General features: G+C 62.8%; 18 protein-coding genes. 11 read left to right on the top strand and 7 right to left on the bottom strand.

Annotated elements, in window-relative coordinates:
* Positions 1–3 precede the first annotated feature (3 nt).
* A complete protein-coding gene (locus tag ACKLNI_RS13765) occupies positions 4–858 on the bottom strand; it encodes a carbohydrate ABC transporter permease (RefSeq protein ID WP_413719712.1) in 855 nt (284 codons plus the stop codon).
* A gap of 552 nt (positions 859–1,410) precedes the next feature.
* Positions 1,411–2,643, bottom strand: a complete 1,233-nt coding sequence (locus ACKLNI_RS13770; RefSeq protein WP_413719651.1) for an ABC transporter substrate-binding protein — start codon at positions 2,641–2,643, stop codon at positions 1,411–1,413.
* A gap of 183 nt (positions 2,644–2,826) precedes the next feature.
* Here ACKLNI_RS13770 and ACKLNI_RS13775 point away from each other — a divergent pair, with 183 nt between their 5' ends.
* The 3 genes from ACKLNI_RS13775 (at position 2,827) to ACKLNI_RS13785 (ending at position 5,847) form a co-directional block, all read left to right on the top strand.
* Positions 2,827–3,852, top strand: coding sequence for a LacI family transcriptional regulator (locus ACKLNI_RS13775; RefSeq protein ID WP_413719652.1), 1,026 nt, complete (start codon positions 2,827–2,829; stop codon positions 3,850–3,852).
* Between the two features lie 88 nt (positions 3,853–3,940).
* On the top strand, positions 3,941–5,017 hold the full coding sequence (locus tag ACKLNI_RS13780) for a glycosyltransferase family 4 protein (RefSeq protein ID WP_413719653.1): 1,077 nt from the start codon (positions 3,941–3,943) through the stop codon (positions 5,015–5,017).
* Positions 5,014–5,847: a hypothetical protein gene (locus ACKLNI_RS13785; protein ID WP_413719654.1), complete on the top strand. Its 834-nt coding sequence runs from the start codon at positions 5,014–5,016 to the stop codon at positions 5,845–5,847. The genes ACKLNI_RS13780 and ACKLNI_RS13785 overlap by 4 nt, the downstream gene beginning before the upstream one ends.
* Positions 5,848–5,850: 3 nt before the next feature.
* Here the strand turns inward: ACKLNI_RS13785 and ACKLNI_RS13790 are convergent, their stop codons facing one another.
* Positions 5,851–7,344 carry a hypothetical protein gene (locus tag ACKLNI_RS13790; protein WP_413719655.1) on the bottom strand — a complete coding sequence of 498 codons (1,494 nt, stop codon included), beginning with the start codon at positions 7,342–7,344 and terminating at the stop codon, positions 5,851–5,853.
* Positions 7,322–8,275: a glycosyltransferase family 2 protein gene (locus ACKLNI_RS13795; protein WP_413719656.1), complete on the bottom strand. Its 954-nt coding sequence runs from the start codon at positions 8,273–8,275 to the stop codon at positions 7,322–7,324. Before ACKLNI_RS13795 ends, ACKLNI_RS13790 begins: the two co-directional genes overlap by 23 nt.
* 518 nt (positions 8,276–8,793) lie before the next feature.
* On the opposite strand from ACKLNI_RS13795, the gene ACKLNI_RS13800 reads away from it, so the two are divergent.
* On the top strand, positions 8,794–11,388 hold the full coding sequence (locus ACKLNI_RS13800) for a methyl-accepting chemotaxis protein (RefSeq protein WP_413719657.1): 2,595 nt from the start codon (positions 8,794–8,796) through the stop codon (positions 11,386–11,388).
* A gap of 123 nt (positions 11,389–11,511) precedes the next feature.
* Here ACKLNI_RS13800 and ACKLNI_RS13805 read toward each other — a convergent pair whose 3' ends face one another.
* Both ACKLNI_RS13805 and ACKLNI_RS13810 read right to left on the bottom strand, forming a co-directional pair.
* Complete coding sequence (locus ACKLNI_RS13805; RefSeq protein ID WP_413719658.1) at positions 11,512–11,823, bottom strand: hypothetical protein; 312 nt, start codon at positions 11,821–11,823, stop codon at positions 11,512–11,514.
* On the bottom strand, positions 11,820–12,965 hold the full coding sequence (locus ACKLNI_RS13810; protein WP_413719659.1) for an aromatic ring-hydroxylating oxygenase subunit alpha: 1,146 nt from the start codon (positions 12,963–12,965) through the stop codon (positions 11,820–11,822). The genes ACKLNI_RS13805 and ACKLNI_RS13810 overlap by 4 nt, the downstream gene beginning before the upstream one ends.
* A gap of 335 nt (positions 12,966–13,300) precedes the next feature.
* On the opposite strand from ACKLNI_RS13810, the gene ACKLNI_RS13815 reads away from it, so the two are divergent.
* The 3 genes from ACKLNI_RS13815 to ACKLNI_RS13825 all read left to right on the top strand — a co-directional run bounded on the left by ACKLNI_RS13815 (position 13,301) and on the right by ACKLNI_RS13825 (position 15,974).
* A complete protein-coding gene (locus ACKLNI_RS13815; RefSeq protein ID WP_413719660.1) occupies positions 13,301–14,458 on the top strand; it encodes an LLM class flavin-dependent oxidoreductase in 1,158 nt (385 codons plus the stop codon).
* Complete coding sequence (locus ACKLNI_RS13820) at positions 14,458–15,348, top strand: aldo/keto reductase (protein WP_413719713.1); 891 nt, start codon at positions 14,458–14,460, stop codon at positions 15,346–15,348. The genes ACKLNI_RS13815 and ACKLNI_RS13820 overlap by 1 nt, the downstream gene beginning before the upstream one ends.
* A 128-nt stretch (positions 15,349–15,476) precedes the next feature.
* Positions 15,477–15,974 carry a flavin reductase family protein gene (locus ACKLNI_RS13825; protein ID WP_413719661.1) on the top strand — a complete coding sequence of 166 codons (498 nt, stop codon included), beginning with the start codon at positions 15,477–15,479 and terminating at the stop codon, positions 15,972–15,974.
* Between the two features lie 191 nt (positions 15,975–16,165).
* Here the strand turns inward: ACKLNI_RS13825 and dnaE are convergent, their stop codons facing one another.
* Positions 16,166–19,681, bottom strand: a complete 3,516-nt coding sequence (dnaE, locus tag ACKLNI_RS13830; protein WP_413719662.1) for a DNA polymerase III subunit alpha — start codon at positions 19,679–19,681, stop codon at positions 16,166–16,168.
* A 112-nt stretch (positions 19,682–19,793) separates the two neighbouring features.
* Between dnaE and ACKLNI_RS13835 the strand changes: the two genes are divergently transcribed.
* The 4 genes from ACKLNI_RS13835 to ACKLNI_RS13850 all read left to right on the top strand — a co-directional run bounded on the left by ACKLNI_RS13835 (position 19,794) and on the right by ACKLNI_RS13850 (position 24,690).
* Positions 19,794–20,729, top strand: coding sequence for a glycoside hydrolase family 5 protein (locus ACKLNI_RS13835; protein WP_413719663.1), 936 nt, complete (start codon positions 19,794–19,796; stop codon positions 20,727–20,729).
* Positions 20,730–21,060: 331 nt separating this feature from the next.
* Positions 21,061–21,741 carry an ABC transporter ATP-binding protein gene (locus ACKLNI_RS13840; protein ID WP_413719664.1) on the top strand — a complete coding sequence of 227 codons (681 nt, stop codon included), beginning with the start codon at positions 21,061–21,063 and terminating at the stop codon, positions 21,739–21,741.
* On the top strand, positions 21,738–24,137 hold the full coding sequence (locus ACKLNI_RS13845) for an ABC transporter permease (protein ID WP_413719665.1): 2,400 nt from the start codon (positions 21,738–21,740) through the stop codon (positions 24,135–24,137). The genes ACKLNI_RS13840 and ACKLNI_RS13845 overlap by 4 nt, the downstream gene beginning before the upstream one ends.
* Before the next feature lies 1 nt (position 24,138).
* A complete protein-coding gene (locus tag ACKLNI_RS13850) occupies positions 24,139–24,690 on the top strand; it encodes a pyridoxamine 5'-phosphate oxidase family protein (protein ID WP_413719666.1) in 552 nt (183 codons plus the stop codon).
* Positions 24,691–24,727 lie beyond the last annotated feature (37 nt).

The raw sequence follows: 24,727 nt of genomic DNA on the forward strand, positions 1-24,727 counted from the left end.
ATGTCAGCCACGTTTCTTCCCTCCGAATTCCAGGTAGGCCCAGGGGATGATCACTATGGCCACAGTAATCAGCATCATGGTCGAGGCGGCAAAACCCTGGCCAAGGTTCTGGCTGAGGAACATCTTGTCATATACGTATTTTGCCGGGACCTCCGAAGCGATACCGGGACCGCCGCTGGTCTGCGCGACGACCAGGTCGAAGACCCGGACAATGCCGCTGGCAATGATGACAAGCGTCGTGATGAAGACCGGCCGCATCATCGGGATCACGATGAAAAGATAGGTCTTCCACATCGGGATGCCGTCGACGCGCGAGGCTTTCCAGATCTCCTGGTCGATACCGCGCAGGCCCGCCAGCATCAGCACCATGATGAACCCGGTGCCCTGCCACAGCCCCGCAATCAGGATCCCGTAGATCACGATATCGGCGTTGTAGAGCGGATCGAACGTGAACCCTGTCCATCCAAGCGCGCGGACAATCGACTGCACGCCGAATTCCGGGTTCAAAATCCATTGCCAGACCAGCCCCGTCACAATGAACGACAGCGCGAAAGGATACAGCATCACGGTCCGGAACGTGTTCTCGAACCGGATCTTCTGATCCATAAGCGCAGCAAGGACAAAACCGATCACGAAGCTGAGGATCAGCGAGCACGCCCCGTAAATGGCGAGGTTCTCGATCGAGGTCAGCCAGCGGTTTTCCCCCCAGAGGCGCTCGTACTGCTCGAAGCCGACCCATTGCGTCTTGGGCAGAAGTTTCGAATTGGTGAAGGAATAGACGATCGTCCAGATCGTCCCGCCCACAAAGACCCCGAGCGCACACAGTATCATCGGGATACCGGCGACCTTCGCGGTCATGTTTACTGCGAAATAGCGCTCGATCGCACCAGTCCGCGACTCTTCTTCCGAACGGCTGCCGGAAAAGGCGACCGCGGCCGCGACAAGCCCGAAAGCGATGACGAAAAACAGTCCGAACTCGTTCATCGCCGACCAGAACTTGCGAGAACCGTTCAGGAAGGGCAAAGCGGCCTGCGCCCATTTCTCGCCCGCGGCCCAGATACAAAACGCCACGACCGCGGCGATGCTCCAGCCGATGATGAATCGCCGGTGACGATTGCCCGAAAGCCGGACGCCCCCTTGCCCCAGGATGAGTGCCACGACCACAACGACGGCGCCCGCCAAGGCCGCAAGCGTCACCCAATAGAAGATACCTGAGTAAACCCCGAACCGGGTTAGCACCCCGGCGACCAGCGACAGGAACATCGCGGCCACGAAGCCCCTCTCGAGTTGCAAAGATTGCGCCATCTAGCCTCCCGCCCGCAGGGACGGCCCCCTGTTTGCCGCAGCTCTACGGCGTTGCGGCAAGGAGTGCCGGCCCAACAGGGCCGGCACGCGTGATGTCAAACCGGATCAGTCGGCGTTCGCGATGATGTCGGCATAGCGCGCCTGCGCATCTGCTGCCGAGATCGAGGTGTCCGCCCAGAACTCGGTCATCAGGTCTTCGATCTGACCCTGCGTGTCAGGAGACAGCGTCTGGTTTGCGTCAGGCAGGATGTTGCCGTTTGCAAGGATGGCCAGACCCTTTTTCATGCAGTCGTTGGCAGCCGCCAGATCGACGTCGCCGCGCACGGGCAGCGAGCCTTTCTTGAGGTTGAAGTTCACCTGAACTTCCTTCGACAGCATCAGAGAGGCCAGCTCCTTCTGCGCCGCTTCAACCGCCGGATCGTCGATCTTCGGGAAGTAGAAGGCGTCGCCACCAGTCGAGATAACCTCGGTCACGCCGAGGCCTGGCAGACAGGTGTAGTCTTCACCGGCAACCTGGCCGGCCACCTGGAATTCACCCTGCGCCCAGTCGCCCATGATCTGACCGCCGGCCTGGCCGGTGATGACCATGTTGGTCGCCTGGTTCCAGTCCTGGACGTTCGAGCCCTCGCGCATTTCGCGGGCAGCAGCAGCCGCCGCGAAAACCTTGGCGTACTCGGGGCCGGCAGCGACTTCGGCATTCTTGTCCTGGTTCACCGCAAGCCACGCATCCTGACCAGCGATCGCGATCGTCATCACGCCAAAGGCGCCGGACGCCTGCCAGGCCTGGTTGCCCATGGCCAGCGGCACGATTCCAGCCGCGCGCAGCGCCGGACCGGCAGCTACGAATTCATCCCAGTTGGTCGGCACGGCGACGCCCGCCTTCTCGAAGGCATCATGGCTCAGCCAGATCCACTGCCAGGAGTGAATGTTGACCGGCACACAGTAAATTCTTCCGTCGATGGTGCAGCTGTCCAGCAGCGAAACCGGATGCACGATATCGCGCCAGCCTTCGGCCTCGGCGACGTCGGTCAGGTCAAGCATCAGGCCGGCCTCGACCAGTTCCTCTGCCTGACGGCCGTGGTTGAACTGCGTGGCGCCCATCGGGTCGCCGCCTGTGATCCGGCTGATCATGATCGGCCGCGCCACACCACCCGAACCGGCGATCGCGCCGTCGACCCATGTGTGCTCGGTCTTTTCGTTGAACGCCTTGGCGAATTCGGCAACAGCCGCAGCCTCGCCGCCCGACGTCCACCAGTGCGTGACCTCGAGATCGACCGCATGCGCGGCGCCCGCCGCGCAGATCGCGGTGGTCGCGAGCATCGTTTTGAGTGATTTCATGGTTTAGTCCTCCCTGTTTTCTAAATCGTTTGCAATTAACTTAAATCGATTTAGAATTTCAAATCAAGCTAGATAATTTCCAGGTTTTCTTGGTAATTACCCCCTGAAAAGCACCCGACGGCGATAGCGCCGTTAGCGCAAACGAATCAAGAAACTCAGCTGATTCCCTCAGCGACAACCACGATGACCGACAAAATAAAACTCGACGATCTGCTGGAACCGGGTGAGCGCGAGCGGCCCACGCTCAAGACCATTGCGCGAATCTCCGGGCTCGCGGTTCCGACCGTTTCACGCGCTCTCAGCGATGCACCCGACATCGGCACCAAGACCAAGAAGCGTGTCCGCGCGCTTGCCGACCAGCTCGGCTATCGGCCCAACCGCGCCGGCCTCAGGCTGCGGACAGGAAAGACAAACGTCATCGCCCTCGCACTCCACACCGAGGATGACGTCATGAGCCACGGGTTCCGGTTGATCACCGCCGTCGCCACCGAGCTGCGCCAAACCCCCTATCACGTGATCATCACGCCCTACTTCCCGGATGAAGACCCCCTGGCGCCGATCAAGTACATCGTCCAGACGGGTTCGGCGGATGGCGTCATCATGAACCGGATCCAACCCGACGACCCAAGGATCGCCTACCTGCGCAAACACAAGTTTCCCTTCGCGATGCACGGGCGCACACGCGACTGCGGCGATATCCCCTGGTTTGATTTCGATAACGCCGCATACAGCCGGCGATCGATCGCGATCATGCAGGAACGGGGACGCAAGAGCATGCTCCTGATCGCGCCACCGCGTGACCAGAACTATGCCCAGCACATGATTGCCGCCGCAGAGGAAAGTGGCGCGAAAGCGGGGATCACCGTCCGCGTCCTCGAGGGAACCACCAGCGACGGAACATCAGGCACCATCAAGGAAGCGGTGGTGGCGCACCTTCTGGCCCATCCCGACACGGATGCAATCATGTCCGCCTCGGTCCCGGCCGCCGTCGGCGGCACCCTCGCCGTCGAAAGCCTGGGAAAGACAATCGGTCGCGAAATTGACTTGATCGGCAAGGAAAGCCGACCGTTCTTGGAAGGCTTCAGGCGTGACATCCTGATCGTGCGAGAGGACATCGCCGAAGCCGGACAGTTTCTCGCCCGCGCCGTCCTGCAGGCCATCGACCATCCCGAACTGCCGACGATGCAGAAACTCGTCATGCCCGGCTGAAACGAGAAAGACTCTTGGCTTTTGTCGCGTGGTCCCGGACATTGGGACCAAGAACAGAAAACCGGGCAGTCTTCGGCAGGACCTTTCCTTGAAGCAGAAAAAGGTCGTCTTCATCTCACGCAAATGGCCCCCTGCCGTCGGCGGGATGGAGACCTATTCCGTCCGGCTGTGTGAGGAACTGCAAAAGCACGCCGACCTTGTGCGCATCGTCCTGCCCGGCCGGTCGGATGGCGCTCCGCCTTCGCCTGTCGCCCTGATCGGCTTCGGCATCCGCGCCTTCTGGCGACTTCTGCTCGGCGAGCGGGACGCCGACATCGTGCACATCGGCGACATGGCAAGCTGGCCCCTCGCGCTGGCCACCCTGTTCAGGAGCAGACGGCCCGCCCTGGTCCTGTCCGCACATGGCACCGATGTCAGCTTCCCCCGCCGCGGCACCCTGCCGGGCCGGCTCTACGCTCGGCACCTCAAGTTCGGCGCACGGCTCCTGCCCCGCGCACAGGTCATCGCGAATTCCCGTGCAACCGAAGCCGAAACCCGCCTCTACGGCTTCACGCAGATCACCGTGGTACCGCTCGCCAGCGATTTTGCCCGCCAGGAGCGAACGCCGGACATCGACAAACTCCTGTTCGCGGGTCGAATTCTCCCTCTCAAGGGCCTGTCCTGGTTCGTGACCAACGTCCTCGAACACCTGCCTGAAGGCGTCACGCTCGATGTGGCCGGAACGATCTGGGACAAAGACGAAGCCCGTTGCCTCGACCATAGCCGTGTCACCCATATCGGGCACCTTGACCACAAAGCCCTCGCCCGCCGCTATGCCGACAGCCTCGCCGTCGTCGTCCCGAATCTCGCTGTGCCCTCCGGTCAGTTCGAGGGTTTCGGGCTCGTTGCCGTCGAAGTCGCGGCAGCGGGCGGCATCGTTCTGGCATCGGATCACGGCGGTCTGTCCGAGGCGGTAATCGACGGCGAAACCGGCCTGACGCTCCCCTCCGGCGACGCAAAACCCTGGATAGACGCAATACGCGACCTGCGAAACTGGAGTGCCGAACGCCGCCGGCAGTTCACCGACAAGGCGTCCGCCACGGCGCATGCCCATTTCTCGTGGGAGCGGGTCGCCCGCGATACCCGCGACGTCTATGCGCGGGCGATGAAGGTGGACGCGCCGTGAGCCTCTCGCTGCCGAAGCTACCGCCGAAACTCCGGCTCCCCGCGACCGTCCTCGGCCTTGCCATCATCGTTGCCGGATCGATCTGGTCGATCTCCGGCCTTGGGATCACCTGGAGCGATACGCGCCCCGGCCCGCTTCTGCTGAACCTCATGGTGGTCCAACCCCTCATCCTGGCGATTGCCTCGGCGACCCTCTCGCTTTCCGCCCGCGCCATCGGCAGCACCGTCGGCTTTCGAGGCGGGCTGACCACTGTCGCATACGCGACCCTCGCCGAAGTCCTGCCGTTGCCCGGCGGTGCGCTGGTGCGGGGCGCGGCGCTCATGAAATCCGGCGCGACACTGCGCGACGCCACCTCCATCGTGACCGTGACAGCCGTGATGTCGCTGGCGCTTCTGGTCTCCCTCTCGGCGGCCGCACTGGCGATGCTCGGCACCGCACAGGCCTGGATCGTCGTCGCTCCGTCGCTCGCCGCACTGGTGATTTCGCTCGAGTTCGTCCGCCGCCGCGCGGGCCTGCGCCTGACCCTTGCGATGCTCGCAATCCGCATCGTGACAGCCGCGGCCGGGGCTGGCTCCGTCTATCTGGCCCTCGCAGCCCTGTCGGAACCCGCCGGCCTGCTCGAAGCGGCACTTCTGACAACTTCGGCATCCCTTGGCACGGCCGTGGCCATCGTGCCTGCCGGGCTCGGCATCGGCGAAGCCATCGCCGCGGCCCTCGCGACGCTGACCAGCGTGCCGCCGGAAGCGGCGTTTCTCGCCGTCGCCCTGCACAGGGCGCTCGGCCTGATCGCCAGCCTCGGCGTCGTCACCCTGAAAAGGCTCCGTGGCTGAGCCTCAGCTACCCGGCACGTCCAGAACGCAGATCTCTCTCACCTTACCGACGCCCAGACCAGGATGTTCGGTCACCATCCGCGCGCAATCCTCGTAGGATCGCAGCGCCGTGCCCCAGTCCCAGTTCAACATGTCCCGATAGACATAGACGTTCAGCAGCCCAACGCCCAGCGCGGCGACCGAGGCAATCCACATGCTCCGCATCATCCGTTTCCGCGCCTCCGGATAATTGCGCATACGCTCCAGCAGACCGGCAAGGGCCACGACGCCGAGAACGAAGAACACCGGCCAAAGCTCGGTCCGATAGCGCATGGTGTAGGTCGTATAGGACAGCATCACCAACGCCGCCGGCAGGTTTGCCGCAAGCCCAAGCCAGAGAAAAGCGCCCGTCCCCCCGCGCCGGAACGCCGCCGTGACGGCAAGGATGCACCACGGCAGCCACAACAGGACGAACCCCAGAACCGGAGGCTCGATGCGCACATGCCCCATGTGCTCGCTGATCCGGCGATAGAACCCGACCGAGGCCTCGCCGCCCATCGAGAACGCATAGAGAAAGAGATTGGGCAGGATCCGTCCGGGATAGAAACTTCCGTGGGTCTTCTGCGACTGGAACCGCGGATTATCCGGCGGCTCCCACCCCCAGTAGAGGAACCCGTAAACGGTCCGCGCGGCCGCGTCCGAAACGGTGCCCGAGGTCGCGGTTGCACTGCCGAAACGCAGGGCGTTCAATTGCAGATAGGCCAGCCCAGACACCAGCAGCACCGCCATCGCGGCCCCCACAGGCACCAGCGCACGGCCCCGCACCCGCCACAGCATGACAAGCGATGCCAGCACCACCACAAGGTAGAGTCCCACCGCAACATGTGGCCGCCCATGCACTGCGAAGGCGCCGGCGACAGCCACGCCCAGCAACCAGGGCCATCCCTCGAACCCGCCCTCGACCAGCCGCCAGGTGCAATACAGGCCCAGCCCGGCCATCGCGAAGGCAAAGGCCAGCGGCTCATGGAAGAACGAGCCGTTCGAGGCCAGAACGAACCCCGGAGCAAGCACCCAGATCAGCAGCCATAGAAGGGCGCCAAGCCCCGGAACCGGCGTTTCCAGTTTCAGCCACCGGATGACCGACACGCCGGTGGCGTAAAACCCGGCGGACCCGAGCGTGGCGAAAAGCCAGATTGTCGGGACCCTCAGATCCACCACTGTTAGGTCGACGAAGGGCCATGCCAGCAGCCGCGTGAAAAGCGGACCCACACCGTGATACAGGAACGCCCTGCCTTCGGCGTCGTAGAACCCTTCAAGCCCGGCAATCTGCGCAGGAACTGTCAGCGAACCGTCGAGAAGACCAAGAAAGTAATAGTTGTAGATGAACCCGCCGATAAAAGGCGTTTCGCTCCAGGCCCAGGCAATCCACTGCAGCGCGGCGTAAAGCAGCGCGCCGAGAGCGATTCCCATCCAGACCTGTGGACGCGGGTGCAATTCAGTCACGCGCGGCCTCGTCATGCTCCATGCGCCTCAGGATCGTGATGATCTCTTCCTCGAGCCGCCGGTTCGTGGCCACCACGTCGCTCAGAAGCGCCACCAGGCAGGTGATGTAGCCGCACACAAGCAGCGCACCTCCGATGACCAGCGATTGCACATGACCAGCCCCCCCATCCGTAAAGTAGAAATAGACGAACCGCACCATCGGGAAGAGTCCGATCAGAATCATCCCGAAGCCCAAGACCATGAACGCCCGAAGCGGTCGGTACATGATGTAGCTGCGCACGATCGTCACCATCTGGCGCAGGACGAACGACCGGACCGAATTGAACAACCTCGATGGCCGGGTGACGGCATTCGTATCCACGGGAACCGAAGCCACGACCATTCCGCTGTTACCAGCCGCGATCAGCGTCTCGGTGGTATAGCTGAAACGCGTGAAGACGGTGGTCCGCATCGCCGCTTCCCGGCTGTAGGCCCTGAAACCCGACACCGCATCCGGCACGTCGATCGAGGCCAGCGTCTTCACAACCGTGCTGCCCACCCGCTGCAACGTCCGCTTCGATGCCGAAAAATCGGTGTTATCGCCCGGCTTGCGGTCGCCCACCACGATATCCGCCTCGCCCCGTACGATCGGCGCAACGAGATCGGCGATGGAATGTCCCGCGTACTGCCCGTCGCCATCCGTGTTCACGATGATGTCGGCACCCAGCGAAAGCGCGGTCGCGATCCCCTTCTGGAAGGTGCGCGCCAGCCCCAGGGTCTTCTTGTTGATCACGACGTGATCCGCGCCCGCCTCTGCCGCGACCGCCGCGGTTCCGTCGGAAGAGCCATCATCCACGACAAGAACCTCAACCCTGTCGACGCCCTCGATCTGGCGCGGCACGGCCTGGATCACGCCTGCGATATCGCGGGCTTCATTCAGGCAGGGAATCTGCACGATAAGCTTCATTGCTTTGCCTCATCTCGGGTGCGTCTTCTTCCGAAACGCCGTCCTTTGGCGCCGGACACTATGCGCAACTGACCAGCAGGCAAACCCCGCCCGCGTTCATTCGCCCGGCTCGTGGCCGAATTGATACCGTGGCTCGTGTCCCGGCCCGCCACCGGCGCAAAGAATTTTCGAAAAGTTTTCGAGAGCAAACCGCCCACAAATTAAGCGCATCGCAAGGATCGGAAGCTAGGTCATCGGTGTTTTGGAGTTGCCAACAGAGAATACAGGGATACCGGAATGACGCCTCTGCCAGTTGCCGCGTTCGCGACATGCGCGGCGGCCCCCGAATGCACGATCCTGACCTCTGAGCTCTCCTGGCGTCTGTCCGATGCGCGGGTCTTGCGAGCCCGTAACGCCCAGACAAAGAACTCCCCGAATCTCAACCATCCAGCCCGCCCTGCGCCAACCGACGCGATGGCCACAGCCGTCGAAGCGGGCTTCCCGATGCACCTCCACCCAACAGGACGATGAAAATGGCCATGAATAAGAATAAAGTCTCAATCCCGCTCTTTGCCCGGGTCATTCTGATCATGGCCGTCATGATGGCGGCGCTGATCGCTCTGGTTACCATGTCCGCCGATCGAAACAGTCGCGACATCGCCGAAGACGGCGTACGCATTCTTGCGTCCGAGGTCACGGAACTGGCCGCGGGAAGCCTCTCGGATGCGGTTGGCTCGGCCAAACTCGATACGATTGAGGCCGCGCTGCGGAAACTGTCGGACCTGAACCGCGAAGATCTTCTGACTGTCGCGGTCTTTGACGGCAACGGTAACGTTCTCGGCGCGACCAACCACGCCGGTGCGGCCGAACTTGAACGTGTAACCCGTCAGGCCATGACGGCCCGGCAGACCGGCGAAGCCGGACAATCCGAGGACGGGTTCCTCCTCGCCTACCCGGTCACCTTTGGCGACACCGGTCAGGTTGTCGGCATCCTGGCTGCATTGTGGAGCCCCCGTCACCATATGGACACGCTGATCCAGCAGCGCAAAACGCAGGTCTTATATTCGTCCGTTCTTCTGGCCGCAGCGCTGCTTGCAACCGCAGCCTTTCTTCAAATCGCCTTTCGCAAACCACTTTCCAGGATCGTGGGCAGTATCGAGGCTATGGCTGGCGGCGACATTCGGTCAGAGGTGCCAATGACCGGCCATGCAAGCGAGGTTGGCACAGCGGCGCGCGCTGTCGATACGCTGCGGGCACAGTTGGTCAAGAATGAAGAACTAAGGCTCGAAGCGGAACTGCTCGGAGGCGGGTTCATGGCCTCCTCGGCTGCAATGGTTATGGCGGACGGTGACCTGAACATCACGCACTACAACCCGGCGTTCTCGCAATTGGCCGCCGCGCATCGCGAAAATATCCGCGCCCGCCTACCCAACTTCGACCCCGACAACCTGCTCGGAACCAGCGCGGACGTATTCCATGCCAACCCGGAAGCCACGCGCAAGCGGCTCTCATCCGTCTCCTACCCTCACGAAGCGGACCTTCAGATGGGCGATGCAGTCCTGTCATTGACGATCAACGCGCTCTATGACGAAAAGAAAACCGTCACAGGATACGTCGTCGAGTGGCAGGATACGACAGAACGACGCAAGACCTCGGCGATCCTGCATTCCCTGGAATCTGCCCAGCTAAGGGGTGACTTCGGTAAGGACGGCCTGCTCGCCGATATGAACACAGCCTTCGCGGAAGCTTTCGAATTGAAGCCCGATATGATTGGTCGCCTCCGAATTCAGGACTTCATCCGGCATGAGAACGGAGATCCGCTTGGCAACCGCCTCAAGGACGCACAGGCAATCGTCGGGCGCTTCAAAGCAACCACTGGGGGCACGACCCGTCTGCTGGACGGGTTCCTTTCGCCCACGACAAGCGCCACAAATCAGGTCAACGGTCACGTTTTCATGGGGCGCGACATAACGGAGGCCGAAGCCCAACTCGAAGCGGCGGCCGCGGCCAACACCCGCATGGCGGCGCAGCAACGTGAAGTCGTCGATGCTTTGCGCAAAGCCCTGCAGCGCCTGTCCGATGGCGATCTCTCCACGCGCATCGAGATGCATTTCGCCGGGGAATACGAAGTATTGCGGAACGATTTCAACACGGCGGTCGAATCGCTTGACAGCGCTGTACTGAAGATCGTCGAAAGCGCCGCCACGATCCTCGGCGAGGCCGGAAACATCTCGGGCGCGGCAGACGATCTGTCGAAGCGCACGGAACAGCAGGCCGCCACGTTGGAAGAGACCGCAGCCGCGATCTCGGAACTGACCGCCTCGGTCGCCTCGGCCGCTGAGGGTGCAAAACAAGCGAATGACGTCGTCACCAGCGCCCGCGAGAACGCCGCGGCCTCGGGCGCCGTTGTCCAGAAGGCAGTCGAGGCGATGGGAAAGATCGAGAATTCCTCGGAACAGATCTCGCGTATAATCGGCGTTATCGACGACATCGCCTTCCAGACCAACCTTCTTGCGCTGAATGCCGGTGTCGAAGCCGCCCGCGCGGGCGATGCCGGACGCGGCTTCGCCGTCGTCGCCTCCGAGGTGCGCGGACTGGCTCAGCGCTCGTCCGATGCGGCGCGCGAGATCACCAACCTGATCTCGACCTCCGGCGAACATGTCAAACAGGGCGTGTCGCTCGTCGGCCGCGCCGGTGAAGCGCTCAACGAAATCGTCACCTCAGTCGGTGGCATCGCCGAGCATGTGTCGGCCATCGCGATCTCGGCCAGAGAGCAGTCAACCGGGCTCGACGAAATCAATGTCGCCATGAATCGCCTGGATCAGGTCACCCAGAAAAACGTCGCGATGTTCGAAGAGACGACCGCCGCCTCGCACACAATGACGACTGAGGCCAACAACCTTGTCGAAACCACCGACAGGTTCCGGATCAGCCGAAGCTCCACAGTTCAGGGACCTGCGCGGAAGGTAACTTTGGCGGAAACCAAGGCAGTCACCAACGCACACACGACTTCGCGCACCGCCACTCCACCTGCCAACCACGCACCGCGTTCAACGCCGGCCAAGCCGCCACAAACCACGGGAAATCTCGCGATAGCCAGCGTTCCAGACAACGACGACTGGGAGGAATTCTGACAGAGGCGGCGGCAGGCAAGCCACCGGGCCGCCTGCCGTCCTGCGGCACCCTTCTGCGATCCCGTGTTGATCCATGTTCCCTGCAAGCCCGCGCGGGACCCGCTGACAGGCAAGCATCTGTCATCAGACGCACCTCCCCCAAAGGCGGAGCCTGTCGCACAAGTCATCCGCCACTGGGTCTCCCGCTTCCAACGCGTAAACCCAGGCATGGGTCAGAAAAAATGCAGCCCGCTCCCGATCGCCGTCGCCTTCCGCCATGCGCGACGCCTCGTCGTAAAGGCGCGACAACCGGGCCGCCCCGCCCTCCTCGTGCGCCGAAAGAAGACGTCTTTCCAGAGTGGCGCTATCGGCCTTGACCGATCCGCCACTGTCTCCGGGTGCATCCGGAATATCGGGATCCGCAGACGCCATCACGACCCGGGACGATCCCGTCACTCTGCCGCCGCAGGCGCCGCCTGCATGCGGCTTGCCACCCATTGATGGAACAGAAGCGTCGGGCCGTCCATCGCCGGAGAGAATCTGCCACCATCGAAACCTGGCGCGCCTCGCGCCGCCTGCATACCTTCGACCACGGCGATATCCTCGACAAAGACCAGCTTCCACTGGTCGGAATTCTTTTGCCGAAGCTGAGCGGATGTGTCCGGCGACGCATAATAGATGTGGATATGCTCCAGCGTGACCCGCGGCCCCCTGGGCTCCAACAGGATGACAAAGACATGATCGCGCTGGACGCCCAGCATCACGTTGGGCGTAACCGTAAGGTATTCGCCTGCCGTGTCCCATTTCTTGGAGAGCCCAGGGAAATCCGGAAAGACCGCACCGTCCTCGCCGCGGATCTGCCGGTAAACCTTGGTGCCCTGTCCGCCGAACTTGCCCGGCGACTCGATATGGTAATGGTCCTCCAGCCGCGAATAGCTGTTGAGCCCCGGGTGCACCCAGGGCAGGTGATAGCTCTCGCAATAGTTCTCGACGGCCAGTTTCCAGTTCGTTCGACACTCCAGCTGAAAGGTGCTGTCCACGCCACCGTGATAGATCGGAACGTCGAACTCAGCCCAACGTTCGATCAGTTCAGCATGCAATTCGGCGAACTCCGGCGCGTCGCCGGAAAGATTCACGAATACGACATCCATCCAGACATGGGACCGCACCTCGATGAGCCCCAGTTCCTCCTGCTTGATCCCGGGATGCGTGTTCTGCCCCGGGCCGCCCACATGCGGCGTCGCCACCAGCCGGCCTTCATGGCTGTAGCACCAGGAATGATAGGGACAGCGGATCGCGCCCTCGATCCGTCTTGGCTCCGTTACCAGGATCATACCCCTGTGCCGGCAAACGTTCTGGAAGACGCGTATAGCGCCATCCCGCCCGCGCATGACAAAAAGCGGAACGCCAAGATAGTCCAGCGGCCGCGCATCCCCGGGCTGGGGAATCTCAGAGGCCACGCACACCCCGGCCCAGGTCGAAAACCACAACGGCCCGCGCTCTGCATCATAGACCTCGTCAGAGGTGTAGTGCGCGTTCGGCAAACCTCGCGCCTGTTCGATGGGCTGCAGGACACCCGAAAGATCGGTCGAAGCCATGGACGCATCTCCTTTGGAAGCGTACCCAGTTTCGGAGCCAGCGGCCCCGGTCATCGCGCCTCTTCGCGACATGGCATCGCCCGAGAGCGTCACCCGGGAACGGCCACCACGAGCCTGCACCTGCTGCGAACGTGCTCGCATCCCGGGTGCAGGGAACCGCGCCAGCCCTGCAACGCCACGAAACGACACCGCGGAGGTTCCTCACCGCGCTTTGGCCAAGTTTCAGGAAGCGGCAGTAACGACCCCTGGTTTCGCATTCAAAGATTGATACAATATTGATGCACGGCCAATCGGGTGCTACTAGGCCGCGATCGCTCCACCCATGAGGCCATGCCATGTCAGTCGTTCCCGTCACCTCCGCCGACCTCGACGCCGCCGAGGTCAGCTGGTTTTCCGCGCTCTGTTCGGACGACTACGAATTCCTCGGCGTGCCCAACGGCGCGCTTCGCTCCAGCTTCGAACACTGCCGCGACATCCTGCTCGAGGCCGAGGCGCAGGGCTTCCGCAACATTCTCTGCCCCTCCTCCTACCAGGTGGGCCAGGACACGCTTTCTTTCGTGGCGGGCATGGCGCCGCTCACGTCGAAGATCAACATGCTCGCGGCCGTGCGCTGCGGCGAGATGCAGCCGATCATGCTGGCCCGCACCATCGCCACGCTCGACCACATGCTCAAGGGCCGGCTGACGGTGAACATCATCTCGTCGGATTTCCCCGGTGAAAGGGCCGACAGCGCCTTCCGCTACAAGCGGTCGCGCGAGGTGGTGGAGATCCTGAAACAGGCCTGGACGCAGGACAAGATCACCTACCACGGCGAGGTCTACAACTTCGACGGCCTCACCACCGACCCGGCCCGGCCATACCAGCAGAACGGCGGACCGCTGCTCTACTTCGGCGGCTACTCGCCGGACGCCCTCGATCTCTGCGGACAGCATTGCGACGTCTACCTGATGTGGCCGGAACCCAAGGATCAGATCGCCGAGCGGATGAAGGCCGCGAATGCCGCCGCCGAAGGCTACGGGCGGACCCTCGACTATGGGCTGCGCGTCCACATGATCGTCCGCGACACCGAGGCCGAGGCGCGCGAGTACGCCGAGCATCTCGTCTCCAGGCTCGACGACGAATACGGCAAGCTCATCCGTGACCGCGCGCACGATTCCATCTCGATGGGCGTCGCCCACCAGGCCCGTGCCCGCGAACTGGCCGATCAGTTCGGCTATGTGGAACGGCATCTCTGGACCGGTGTCGGACGCGCACGCTCCGGATGCGGCGCCGCGCTCGTCGGCTCTGCCGACCAGGTCCTCTCCGAAATCGAAGCCTATAGGAAAATGGGTATCCGGGCCTTCATCTTCTCCGGCTACCCGCATATCGAAGAGTGCAAGGCCTTCGGAGAAAAAGTCCTTCCCCAGTTGAAAACCTGCTCGCTGCCCCATGTATACGGGCGCGTGCCCGATCAGACACCGGCGACGCCGCTAGGAATTGGAGAACGTAAATGATGGAACGTATCAGCCTTCCGGGCGGCATCGAATTCAGCCGGATCGTCTACGGCATGTGGCGCGTGGGCGATGATGACGACACCTCGCCCGCCCATATCCGCGCCAAGATCGAGGCCTGCCTCGAACAGGGCATCACCACCATCGATCAGGCGGACATCTATGGCGGCTACACGGCCGAGGCGCTGCTCGGCGCCTGCCTGAAAGAGAGCCCCGGTCTGCGCGACAGGATCGAGATCGTCACGAAATGCGATATCGTGGCCCCGGTCGGCCGCTACGCCGATGCGCGGGTCAAGCATTACGACACCTCCGCCGCCCACATCTCCAGATCCATAGATACCTCGCTGTCCGAACTCGGCACCGACCGGATCGACCTCCTTCTGATTCACCGTCCCGATCCCCTGATGGACCACCTGGAAACCGGCAGCGCACTGGACGACGCGGTCAAATCCGGCAAGGTGCGCGCTGTCGGCGTCTCGAATTTCCGCCCCTGGGACTGGTCCCTCCTTCAGTCGGGGATGGAAACGCCCCTGTCCACCAACCAGATTGAATTATCTCTCTCGGCGCATGACGCCTTCGTGAATGGCGACATCGCCCATCTCCAGCAGCATGCGATCCGGCCCATGGCCTGGTCTCCGCTCGGCGGCGGGGCACTGATGGGCGGCGACGGCGAACTGCGCCAGGCCCTGTCGAAAGTCGCCATGCAGAACGACACCGACGAGGCCGCCGTCGCCATCGCCTGGCTCCTCGCCCATCCCTCGGGCATCCTGCCCGTGATGGGGACAAACCGGATCGACCGGATCCGCGCATTCAGCGATGCGCTGAATGTGAACATGGACCGCCAGACCTGGTTCGAACTCTACACCGCCGCGCTCGGACGCGAGGTTGCCTGACATGCTTTCTTCCTGGTGCAAATACGGGGGGGTGTGGGGCAGAGCCCCACATCGCACGCAGTGCCAGGAGACATGCGCCGCAGGCGCCCATCCGGGCCCCCGTGAATACGAAGACTGACGGAGACCGCATGGCGACCAGCTTCACACCCGGCCCCGACACCGTCCGCGCCTTCCGCGACGCGCTTGGACGGTTCGCCACCGGCGTCACGGTCGTGACCTGCCAGTCCGATCTCGGTCCTCTCGGGATAACCGCCAACAGTTTCGCGTCGCTCTCTCTCGACCCGCCGCTGGTGCTGTGGTCCCCGGCCCGTGCGTCGCGCCGGTTCGAGGCCTTCGCCAACGCGGATCACTACGCCATCCACATCCTCTCCGACGCCCAGCAGGATCTCTGCCGGCGCTTCGCCACCCAGGGCCACGACTTCGGAGGTCTGGCCTGGACGGCGAACGACGATGGCGTCCCTCTCTTCGAAGGCTGCCTTGCGCGCTTCGAATGCACCCGCCATGCCATATACGAAGGCGGCGATCACGCCATCATTGTCGGCCATGTCACCTCCGCGGCCACCAATGACGGCCAGCCGTTGCTCTTCGCAGGTGGCCGCTACGGCGGTTTCGAAGACCGGGCCTGAGCCTTAACCACAAGTCAATCTTGGTTTACACAACCACATGATCATGTGCGTCACGCTGGGACGGGCATACAGGTGCCATACGTGTTGCCGACGCTTCGCCGACGCTGTGCCGACGCGGACAGTTCATTGAGATAAAGGCGAATTTCGCTTTTGGTCGTTCATGCAACGGCCGCCGCGGGTAAGCTCACCGCTCAGGCATCCTCGACCATCACGACACCGGGAAGCGACTTCAGAGCGCCCTTGATCTGAGGGCTGACTGGCCAGCCGTCACCGATGTAGACGGGCACATCCTGAACCGCCTCGGGCAAGGGCACGGACAAGGCCGTCAAAATGATCGGCCCCCGCGTCTTGACCGAGCCATCCTCCCGGAATCGTTCAAGAACCGACTGGATCACCCCCACGGCCGACAAATCGTCGATCATCACATTCAGCCCGGATGCAGCGGCGTCCGCTACGATGCCGTCGATCGGCGCGACCGACCGCGCAACCGGATCGAACTGCCCTTCATTGAACCGCGCTTCCAGCGTCATCACGACCTGCGTGGTCTTCTCGAACACCTTTCGGACGGTCTCGAAATCGTCCGGGAAAAGAGCCATCCCGCTCACCTGCCCCGACGGGTCCGAGATGTTCATCCGGAAGAACCGCGTCCCCCGCCCCGACTTCCGCTCCTGCAGGGCCGAGACGATCACGCCGACACGCGCGATCGCGGCGCCCTCGGCCTCGGCCTTCGCCTGCAATTCCGCGAGCGTCATCAGCCCCTTACGCTTCAAAGCGGTCGCGTAGTCATCCAGCGGATGTCCCGACAGGTAGAACCCGATCGCCGTCTGTTCCTCGGCCAGACGCTCATTCGGCAGCCAGTCATCGACAGGCGACAATCGCGGCTCCGGCAGGTCATCCCCGGCATCGCCGAACAGCGAAACCTGGTCCGAAGCCCGCTGCTCGTGGATCGCCGCGGAATAAGCCGTGAGCGCGTCGAGCGAACGGAAAATCCGGTGCCGGTTCGGGTCCAGCTGATCAAACGCCCCCGCCCGTGCCAGCATCTCCAGCGGACGCTTTCCGATCCGCTTGAGATCCACCCGCCGCGCAAGATCGAAAACCGTCGCAAAGGGCTTTTGGCCACGTCCCTCCACGATCAGCCGCATCGCTTCGACACCGACGTTCTTCAATGCGCCCAGAGCATAGACCAGCTTGCCGTCCCAGACAGAGAATGTGGCCGCCGACCGGTTTACGCAGGGCGGCACGATTTCCAGGTCAAGCCCGCGACGCACCTCCTCGGCATAAACGCTAAGTTTATCAGTGAGATGCAGATCACAGTTCATCACGCCAGCCATGAACTCGACCGGGTGGTTCGCCTTCAGCCAAGCGGTCTGGTAGCTGACCACCGCATAGGCCGCAGCGTGCGACTTGTTGAACCCGTAGTTGGCGAACTTGTCCAAGAGGTTCCAGACTTCCAGGGCCTTCTTGTCATCGACACCATGCTCTTTCGCGCCCGCAATGAACTTCGGCCGCTCGGCATCCATCGCCTCCTGGATCTTCTTGCCCATGGCGCGCCGCAAAAGATCCGCCCCCCCCAGCGAATACCCCGCCATCTCCTGGGCGATCTGCATCACCTGCTCCTGGTAGACGATGATGCCCTGAGTCTCGTCCAGGATATGGTCGATGCTGGGGTGCAACCGCTCGCGCTCGGCCCGCCCGTTCTTCACGTCGCAATATTGCGGGATGTTCTCCATCGGGCCCGGGCGATACAGCGCCACCAGCGCCACGATATCCTCGATGCAGGTGGGCTTCATGCGCCGGAGCGCATCCATCATCCCCGAGCTTTCAACCTGGAACACGGCGACGGTGCGCGCCCTTGCGTAAAGGTCATAAGTCCTTGCATCGTCCAGAGGAATCAGCCCGATATCGTTCTCCGTTCCCGGTTCCGGCTCGTAAAGCTCCGTCCCGTCGGCGGCCACATGCAGGTCCCGTCCCGAGCCACGGATCTGCTCTATCGCGTTCTGAATCACGGTCAGAGTCTTCAGGCCAAGGAAGTCGAACTTCACCAGCCCTGCCTGCTCGACCCACTTCATGTTGAACTGCGTCGCCGGCATCTCCGAGCGCGGATCACGATAGAGCGGTACCAATTCGTCCAGCGGACGATCCCCGATCACCACGCCGGCAGCGTGGGTCGAGGCATTCCGCAACAAGCCCTCGACCTGCTGGCCATAGGTCAGAAGCCGCTCCACCACTTCCTCGGCCTTGGCCTCCTCGCGCAGACGCGGTTCCTCTGCCAACGCCTTCTCGATCGAAACCGGTTTGACTCCCTCGACCGGGATCAGCTTGGACAGGCGGTCGACCTGCCCGTACGGCATCTGCAACACCCGGCCGATGTCACGCACGGCCGCCTTCGACAGGAGAGCGCCGAAGGTGATGATCTGCCCAACCCTGTCTTTTCCATATTTTTCCTGCACATAGCGGATCACCTCTTCCCGTCGATCCATGCAGAAGTCGATATCGAAGTCCGGCATGCTCACCCGCTCGGGGTTCAGGAACCGCTCGAACAGCAAGCTATAGCGCAAGGGATCGAGGTCCGTGATCGTCAGCGCATAGGCAACGAGCGATCCTGCGCCCGATCCACGCCCCGGCCCTACAGGAATATCATGATCCTTGGCCCACTTGATGAAATCGGCCACGATCAGGAAATAGCCCGGAAACCCCATCCCCTCGATGATCCCGAGCTCGAATTCCAGCCTCTCGTCGTACTCCTCGCGTGTCGCGGCAGGTTCGATGACCGCCAGACGGGCTTCCAAACCTTCCTTGGCCTGCCGGCGCAGTTCCTCCACCTCATCGTCCGCAAAACGCGGCAGGATCGGATCGTGCCGCTCGGCGGCAAAGGCGCATCGCTTCGCGATCTCTACCGTGTTCTCCAGTGCTTCGGGAAGATCGGCGAAGAGCGCCGTCATCTCTTGCGGCGTCTTGAAGTAGTGCTGTTGCGTCAGCCGCCGCCGATCCGCCTGCTGATCGACATAGGCGCCTTCCGCGATACAGATCAGAGCGTCATGCGCCTCGTACATCTTGGCGTCAGGGAAGTAGACATCGTTCGTGGCCACGAGCGGCAGGTTCATCGCATAGGCAATCTCGATCGATGGACGCTCGGTCAGCCGTTCCGCTTCCGGCAATTGCCCGGTCTCGGTCGGATGACGCTGCAACTCTACGTAAAGCCGGTCACCGAAAATGCCCGCCAACCGGGTCAGCAAGGCCTGTGCCTTTGCGCGCCCGCCCTGCCGGAGCAACCGTCCAACCGGCCCGTCCGGACCGCCGCTCAGACAAATCAGGCCCTCGGCGAACTCGGAAAGTTCCTCAAGGGTCACATGCGGCCAGTCCGCCTCGCGCAAGTAGAGGCACGAGTTCAGCTTCATCAGGCATTCATAGCCACGACGGTTCTGAGCAAGCAGCACGACCGGCGCCGGACGCACGAGCTTCTCTCCCGGCGCGGGCGTCTCATAGGCGACGTCGACCTGGCACCCGACGATGGGCTGCACGCCTGCCGACAGAGCTGAAACGGAAAACTCCAGCGCGCAGAACATGTTGTTCGAATCGGTCACCGCTACGGCAGGCATGCCCGCCTTTTCGCAAAGTCCGGGCAGCTTCTTCAGCCGTACGGCACCCTCCAACAGCGAATATTCCGTGTGGAGTCGAAGATGAATGAATCGGGGAACACTGCTCATCCTTACACACTATGTTGCGTCATCCCGAGTCGGAAGCGCAAATCACAGGCGGATGTCCGCGCGTGTCGACTATCTTTCTTCCCATTGCCCGGGCCAGTGCCATTATGCCAAAATGCGCGCTCTGATCCTCATACTGCTGCTTGCCGCCACCCCTCTTCATGCCTTCCCGGTCAAGCGCTGCATCAACCTCGGCAACGCGCTTGAGGCGCCGCGCGAGGGAGACTGGGGCTATACCATCGAACGACAGCACCTGTCCGCCATCGCTGAAGCGGGCTTCGACACCATCCGGCTGCCTGTCCGCTTTTCTGCCCACCGAAACACACGGATCGACCCGGCCTTTCTTGCCCGTGTCGACGAGGTGATCGGCTGGGCGCGCGAAGAAGAGCTGCGCATTATCCTGGACCTGCATCATTTCGAGGAACTGATGAAGGCTCCGGACACCAATGCCGACGCCTTCCTGGACATCTGGCAAGAGTTGTCTGAACATTATCGGGATGCGCCCCCGGACCTGATATTCGAGTTGCTGAACGAACCCTCCGGCGAACTCAGCACCGCACGCGCGATCGGTTTGTACGCTCGCGCCATGCCGCTCATCCGGAACCACAACCCCGACCGCTGGGTTCTCATCGGCGGAGGCAACTGGTCGGATGTGAAGGAACTCTCCCTTTTACCGGCGTACGACGCCCACACGGTGCACACTTTCCATTTCTACAAACCCTGGGACTTCACGCACCAGATGGCCGACTGGATTGAAGACCCGCCACCGCCACGCGGCTGGGGAACCGATCAGGACCGCCGGGAAACCCGCCGCCATCTGCAGCAAGGACTGAATCACAAGGCCGCGCCGGTCTTTCTGGGCGAGTTCGGCGTGTATGACGCCGCACCATCCGCGGATGCGGTCGAGTGGCTCGCATTCGTGCGCAGGATGGCCGAGATGGAGAGCATCGGCTGGTGTGCGTGGTCTTTCAGCTCCACCTTCCGCACCTACGAGACAAAGGAAGGTCGCTGGAACACGGATCGACTGGATGCCTTGATTCCAGAGGAATGACACCGAACCGGCGCAGATTTGGAAACGAAGCACCTCAGGCAACGCAAGCGGCACAAATTGCATATGAAATCATCGATCATCGGTTGGATCTGGTCCGCTCCCAACCGAATGGGCCATCGAAGAAGCCGCGCTGCGCCGGGCGCCATGCACGGGAGGAGGAACCGGCCGCAAATACCGAGTCCGAACCGACCCCACTGACCAGGAGGAACTTACCCGTATGGTCGCATTCCTCGAATGCCTGGGGGGCGAAACCGTGCTGGATCGGCCACTCGGGCGGCCCTCTGCTGTGCCATCCGGTCCCACGTCCGACTAAAGCCCTGTTCTTCCCGCCATGGCGCGTTACCTTCGCGCCATGCTTCTCGAAGTCCAGAACCTCACCAAACGCTTTCCCGGCTCCGATGGCCCGATCACGGTTCTCGACGGCATATCGTTTTCCCTCGCCGCCGGCGAAACCCTTGCTCTGACCGGCGAGAGCGGTTCGGGGAAATCGACGCTACTGCATATCATCGGCGGCCTTGAACCGGCCGACGAGGGCACGGTAAATCTGGACGGCAGGGAAATCACCGGGCTGGACGACACCGGTCGCGCCGCACTTCGACGCAGCGATATCGGAATCGTTTTCCAGCAGTTCAACCTGATTCCATCGCTCACAGTCGGTCAGAACGTAACCTTCCAGGCCAGGCTCGCGGGGCGCGAGGACGAGACCCGGACACGGGACCTGATCAGGACACTTGGTCTCGAGCCTCAAGTGCACAAGTACCCGGAAGAACTCTCTGGCGGCCAACAGCAACGCGTCGCCATCGCGCGCGCCATACTTCCGGCGCCCAGGCTGGTCCTTGCCGACGAACCGACAGGAAATCTTGACGAAGCGACGGCTGAAACGGTGTTCCAGACCCTCCTTGATCTGGTCGGAAGTAGTGGCGCGGGCTTGCTGCTGGTCACGCACTCGGAACGGCTGGCAGCCCGCACCGACCGCCGGCTTCACCTCAGCCACGGGCGCATCCAGACGTGACACGCACTGTCCTATCCGCCCTTCTGTCGCACTGGCGGCGCCAGCCGTTTCAGCTTCTGACGCTGATACTCGGGTTGTCTCTGGCCACCGCTCTCTGGTCTGGCGTGCAGGCGATCAACGCAGAAGCGCGGAAAAGCTACAGCGAGGCAGCAGACGTGCTTGGCGGCGGCGGCCTGTCCGAGATCCTCTCCGAAACCGGCAGCATTCCGGTCAGCACCTACGCCACCATCCGCCGCGCCGGATGGCGCGTTGCACCGGTGATAGACGGTTGGATACCGGCCGAAGGAGGTCGTGTAAGGGTGCTGGGTTTTGACCCGCTCTCGATGCCGTCCGACAGCGGAACGAGCGCAGCTATCCAAGGCGTTGGTATATCGTCTTTTTTTGGCACCCCCGGAAGCATCCTCGCGGCGCCGGCGACCGCTGACCGGCTTGAACGCGCCGTGGAGAACCCCGTAGTCCCTTCCGAAGCCGTGGCGCCCGGCATGGCGCTGATGGACATCTCCACCGCAGCCCGGCTTCTGGGGCGTGAAGGCTTCGACCGCTTGCTGGTCGCAAAGGATCAGTCTCCCTTTCGCACGCCCCTCGAAGAACTCTTTCCCAATCTGCGGATCGAGCCCGCAGCGACCGCCGAAGACCTCGGCCGTCTGACCGACAGTTTCCACCTGAACCTGACCGCCTTCGGCCTCCTGTCCTTCGCGGTCGGGCTTTTCATCGTGAATGGCGCGGTCGGACTGGCCTTCGAACAGCGCAGGCCAGTGTTCCGTACGCTTCGCGCGCTTGGCGTCCCTTCGCGAACTCTGGTCCTTTTGCTGGTGGTCGAACTCTTGATCTTCGCCCTGATAGCCGGTGCCATCGGCATACTGCTTGGCTACGTCCTCGCCGCACTTCTTCTGCCGGGCGTCGCAGCGACCCTGCGGGGCATCTACGGCGCCACTGTCGAAGGAACACTGACGCTCTCGCCACTGTGGTGGCTCTCCGGTCTCGCGATCGCTGTGCTTGGAACGGCGGCGGCATCAGCAACAGGACTGGCGCGCGTGGCGCGCATGACCCCGCTGGCGCCCGCTCGCCCCCGCGCCTGGGCGATGGCGACCGGACGCGCAATGAAGCAACAACTTGCACTGGCTGCGTTTTGCCTGGCCGGTGCACTCTCGGCGATGACATTCGGAAGCGGGCTCACGGCGGGCTTCGCACTTCTGGGCGGGCTTCTCCTCGCCGCCGCACTGGCCCTGCCCTCCGTCCTCGCCGCACTTCTCGCTGCCGTGGCCCGAACAGCCAAAGGCCCATTGCAGACATGGTTCTGGGCCGACACCCGGCAACAGTTGCCCGGGCTCTCTCTTGCGCTGATGGCGCTTCTTTTGGCTCTTGCCGCCAATATCGGCGTCGGAACGATGGTCGAAAGCTTCCGCAAGACATTCACCGGCTGGCTGGACCAGCGACTGGTCAGCGATCTCTACGTCACGCTTGAAGATGAAACGCGGGGAGACGAACTCCTGTCCTTTCTGGATAGCCGGGCACAGGGCGTGTTGCCGATCTGGCATATCGACGGCGAGGTGCTGGGCGGACCGGTCGAAATCTACGGGGTGGTGAACCACCCGATCTACATCGAGAACTGGCCGCTTCTGGACGCCGCCCCGGACGCATGGAACGCAATCCATGCGGGACAGGGCGCGCTGGTGAACGAACAGCTGGCCCGCCGCCACGACCTTGCTCCCGGCGACCCTCTGATCCTGCCCCAAGGGCTCACCACGACCATCGCCGGAGTGTACAGCGACTACGGCAACCCGATCGGCCAGGTCGTGATCGCGCTGCCATTGCTCACAACAACATATTCAGAGATCGACCGCAGCGATTTCGGTATCCTGACCGGAGGGGGCACCGACGACTTGCGCGCGGAACTCGTCTCGGATTTCGGACTGCCCGAAGAAAACATGATCGACCAGTCCGCGCTCAAGGCCTTTTCGCTCTCGATCTTCGAGCGCACTTTCGCTGTGACAGGCGTTCTCAACGTCCTGACGCTTGGCGTCGCGGGACTGGCGATCCTGACCAGCCTTCTCACACTGGCATCGATGCGCCTGCCGCAACTGGCCCCGGTCTGGGCGCTGGGAATAACGCGCGCGCAACTTGGCCGAATCGAGCTGATCCGCGCCCTGATCCTGGCAATGCTGACATTTCTCCTTGCGATCCCTGTTGGCCTGGGGCTGGCCTGGGTGCTTCTGGCTGTGATCAACCTCGAAGCCTTCGGCTGGCGGCTGCCGATGTTCCTCTTTCCCGGCGATTGGCTCCGCCTCGGTGTCCTGTCCCTTGCGGCAGCCGGTCTGGCGAGTCTCTGGCCCGCGTGGAAGCTTGCCCGCCGCCCTCCGGCCGATCTCATCCGGGTCTTCGCACAGGAGCGTTGATATGACCGAAAATTTCCGCGATCTCACCGGCATCATGGACGCGCTCTGGCGGCGACTGGAAGAGGGTGCGCATGTCGCCGACTCTCCGGCCCGCAACCTGTCGCTGGCGACATCCGGCCCGGACGGGGCCGCTGTCCGCCTTGTCGTCCTGCGCGGCGCGGATCGTGCAACAGCGTCACTGACCTTCTACACCCATGCCCATTCCGGCAAGATCGCCCATCTCGAGCACACGCCCAAGGCCCAGCTTCTCCTTTGGGACCCGGCCTCGAATTTCCAGGCCCGGCTCTCGGCACATATCACGATGACGCCCGGCACAAAGCAGATCTGGGAGACCCTGACCCGGGGCGCGCGGCTCAACTATGCCACGGATCCTTTGCCCGGAACGTTGATGCGCGACCCTGCCGCGCATGCGCCAACCCCCGATCCGGGTTTGCTGACGGTTCTGACGGCACGAATCGAGACCATCGATCTTCTCCATCTCGGGGCTCTGCCCCATGCACGGGCGCTCTTTTCACGCGAAGATGAATTTCGAGGGCAATGGATCGCCCCCTGACCCTCTCGCCAAAGCACTCGGCAAAGGCTAGGGATCA

The sequence above is a fragment of the Silicimonas lutimaris genome, from assembly GCF_047314965.1.
In the GTDB taxonomy this organism is placed as follows: domain Bacteria; phylum Pseudomonadota; class Alphaproteobacteria; order Rhodobacterales; family Rhodobacteraceae; genus JAVJUV01.

Coding starts and splice junctions, on each gene's coding strand:
- ACKLNI_RS13765 (WP_413719712.1), bottom strand. CDS start 858: ATGACCGCGAAGGTCGCCGGTATCCCGATGATACTGTGTGCGCTCGGG.
- ACKLNI_RS13770 (WP_413719651.1), bottom strand. CDS start 2,643: ATGAAATCACTCAAAACGATGCTCGCGACCACCGCGATCTGCGCGGCG.
- ACKLNI_RS13775 (WP_413719652.1), top strand. CDS start 2,827: ATGACCGACAAAATAAAACTCGACGATCTGCTGGAACCGGGTGAGCGC.
- ACKLNI_RS13790 (WP_413719655.1), bottom strand. CDS start 7,344: ATGACGAGGCCGCGCGTGACTGAATTGCACCCGCGTCCACAGGTCTGG.
- ACKLNI_RS13795 (WP_413719656.1), bottom strand. CDS start 8,275: ATGAAGCTTATCGTGCAGATTCCCTGCCTGAATGAAGCCCGCGATATC.
- ACKLNI_RS13800 (WP_413719657.1), top strand. CDS start 8,794: ATGAATAAGAATAAAGTCTCAATCCCGCTCTTTGCCCGGGTCATTCTG.
- ACKLNI_RS13810 (WP_413719659.1), bottom strand. CDS start 12,965: ATGGCTTCGACCGATCTTTCGGGTGTCCTGCAGCCCATCGAACAGGCG.
- ACKLNI_RS13815 (WP_413719660.1), top strand. CDS start 13,301: ATGTCAGTCGTTCCCGTCACCTCCGCCGACCTCGACGCCGCCGAGGTC.
- ACKLNI_RS13820 (WP_413719713.1), top strand. CDS start 14,458: ATGGAACGTATCAGCCTTCCGGGCGGCATCGAATTCAGCCGGATCGTC.
- ACKLNI_RS13825 (WP_413719661.1), top strand. CDS start 15,477: ATGGCGACCAGCTTCACACCCGGCCCCGACACCGTCCGCGCCTTCCGC.
- dnaE (WP_413719662.1), bottom strand. CDS start 19,681: ATGAGCAGTGTTCCCCGATTCATTCATCTTCGACTCCACACGGAATAT.
- ACKLNI_RS13835 (WP_413719663.1), top strand. CDS start 19,794: ATGCGCGCTCTGATCCTCATACTGCTGCTTGCCGCCACCCCTCTTCAT.
- ACKLNI_RS13840 (WP_413719664.1), top strand. CDS start 21,061: ATGGCGCGTTACCTTCGCGCCATGCTTCTCGAAGTCCAGAACCTCACC.
- ACKLNI_RS13850 (WP_413719666.1), top strand. CDS start 24,139: ATGACCGAAAATTTCCGCGATCTCACCGGCATCATGGACGCGCTCTGG.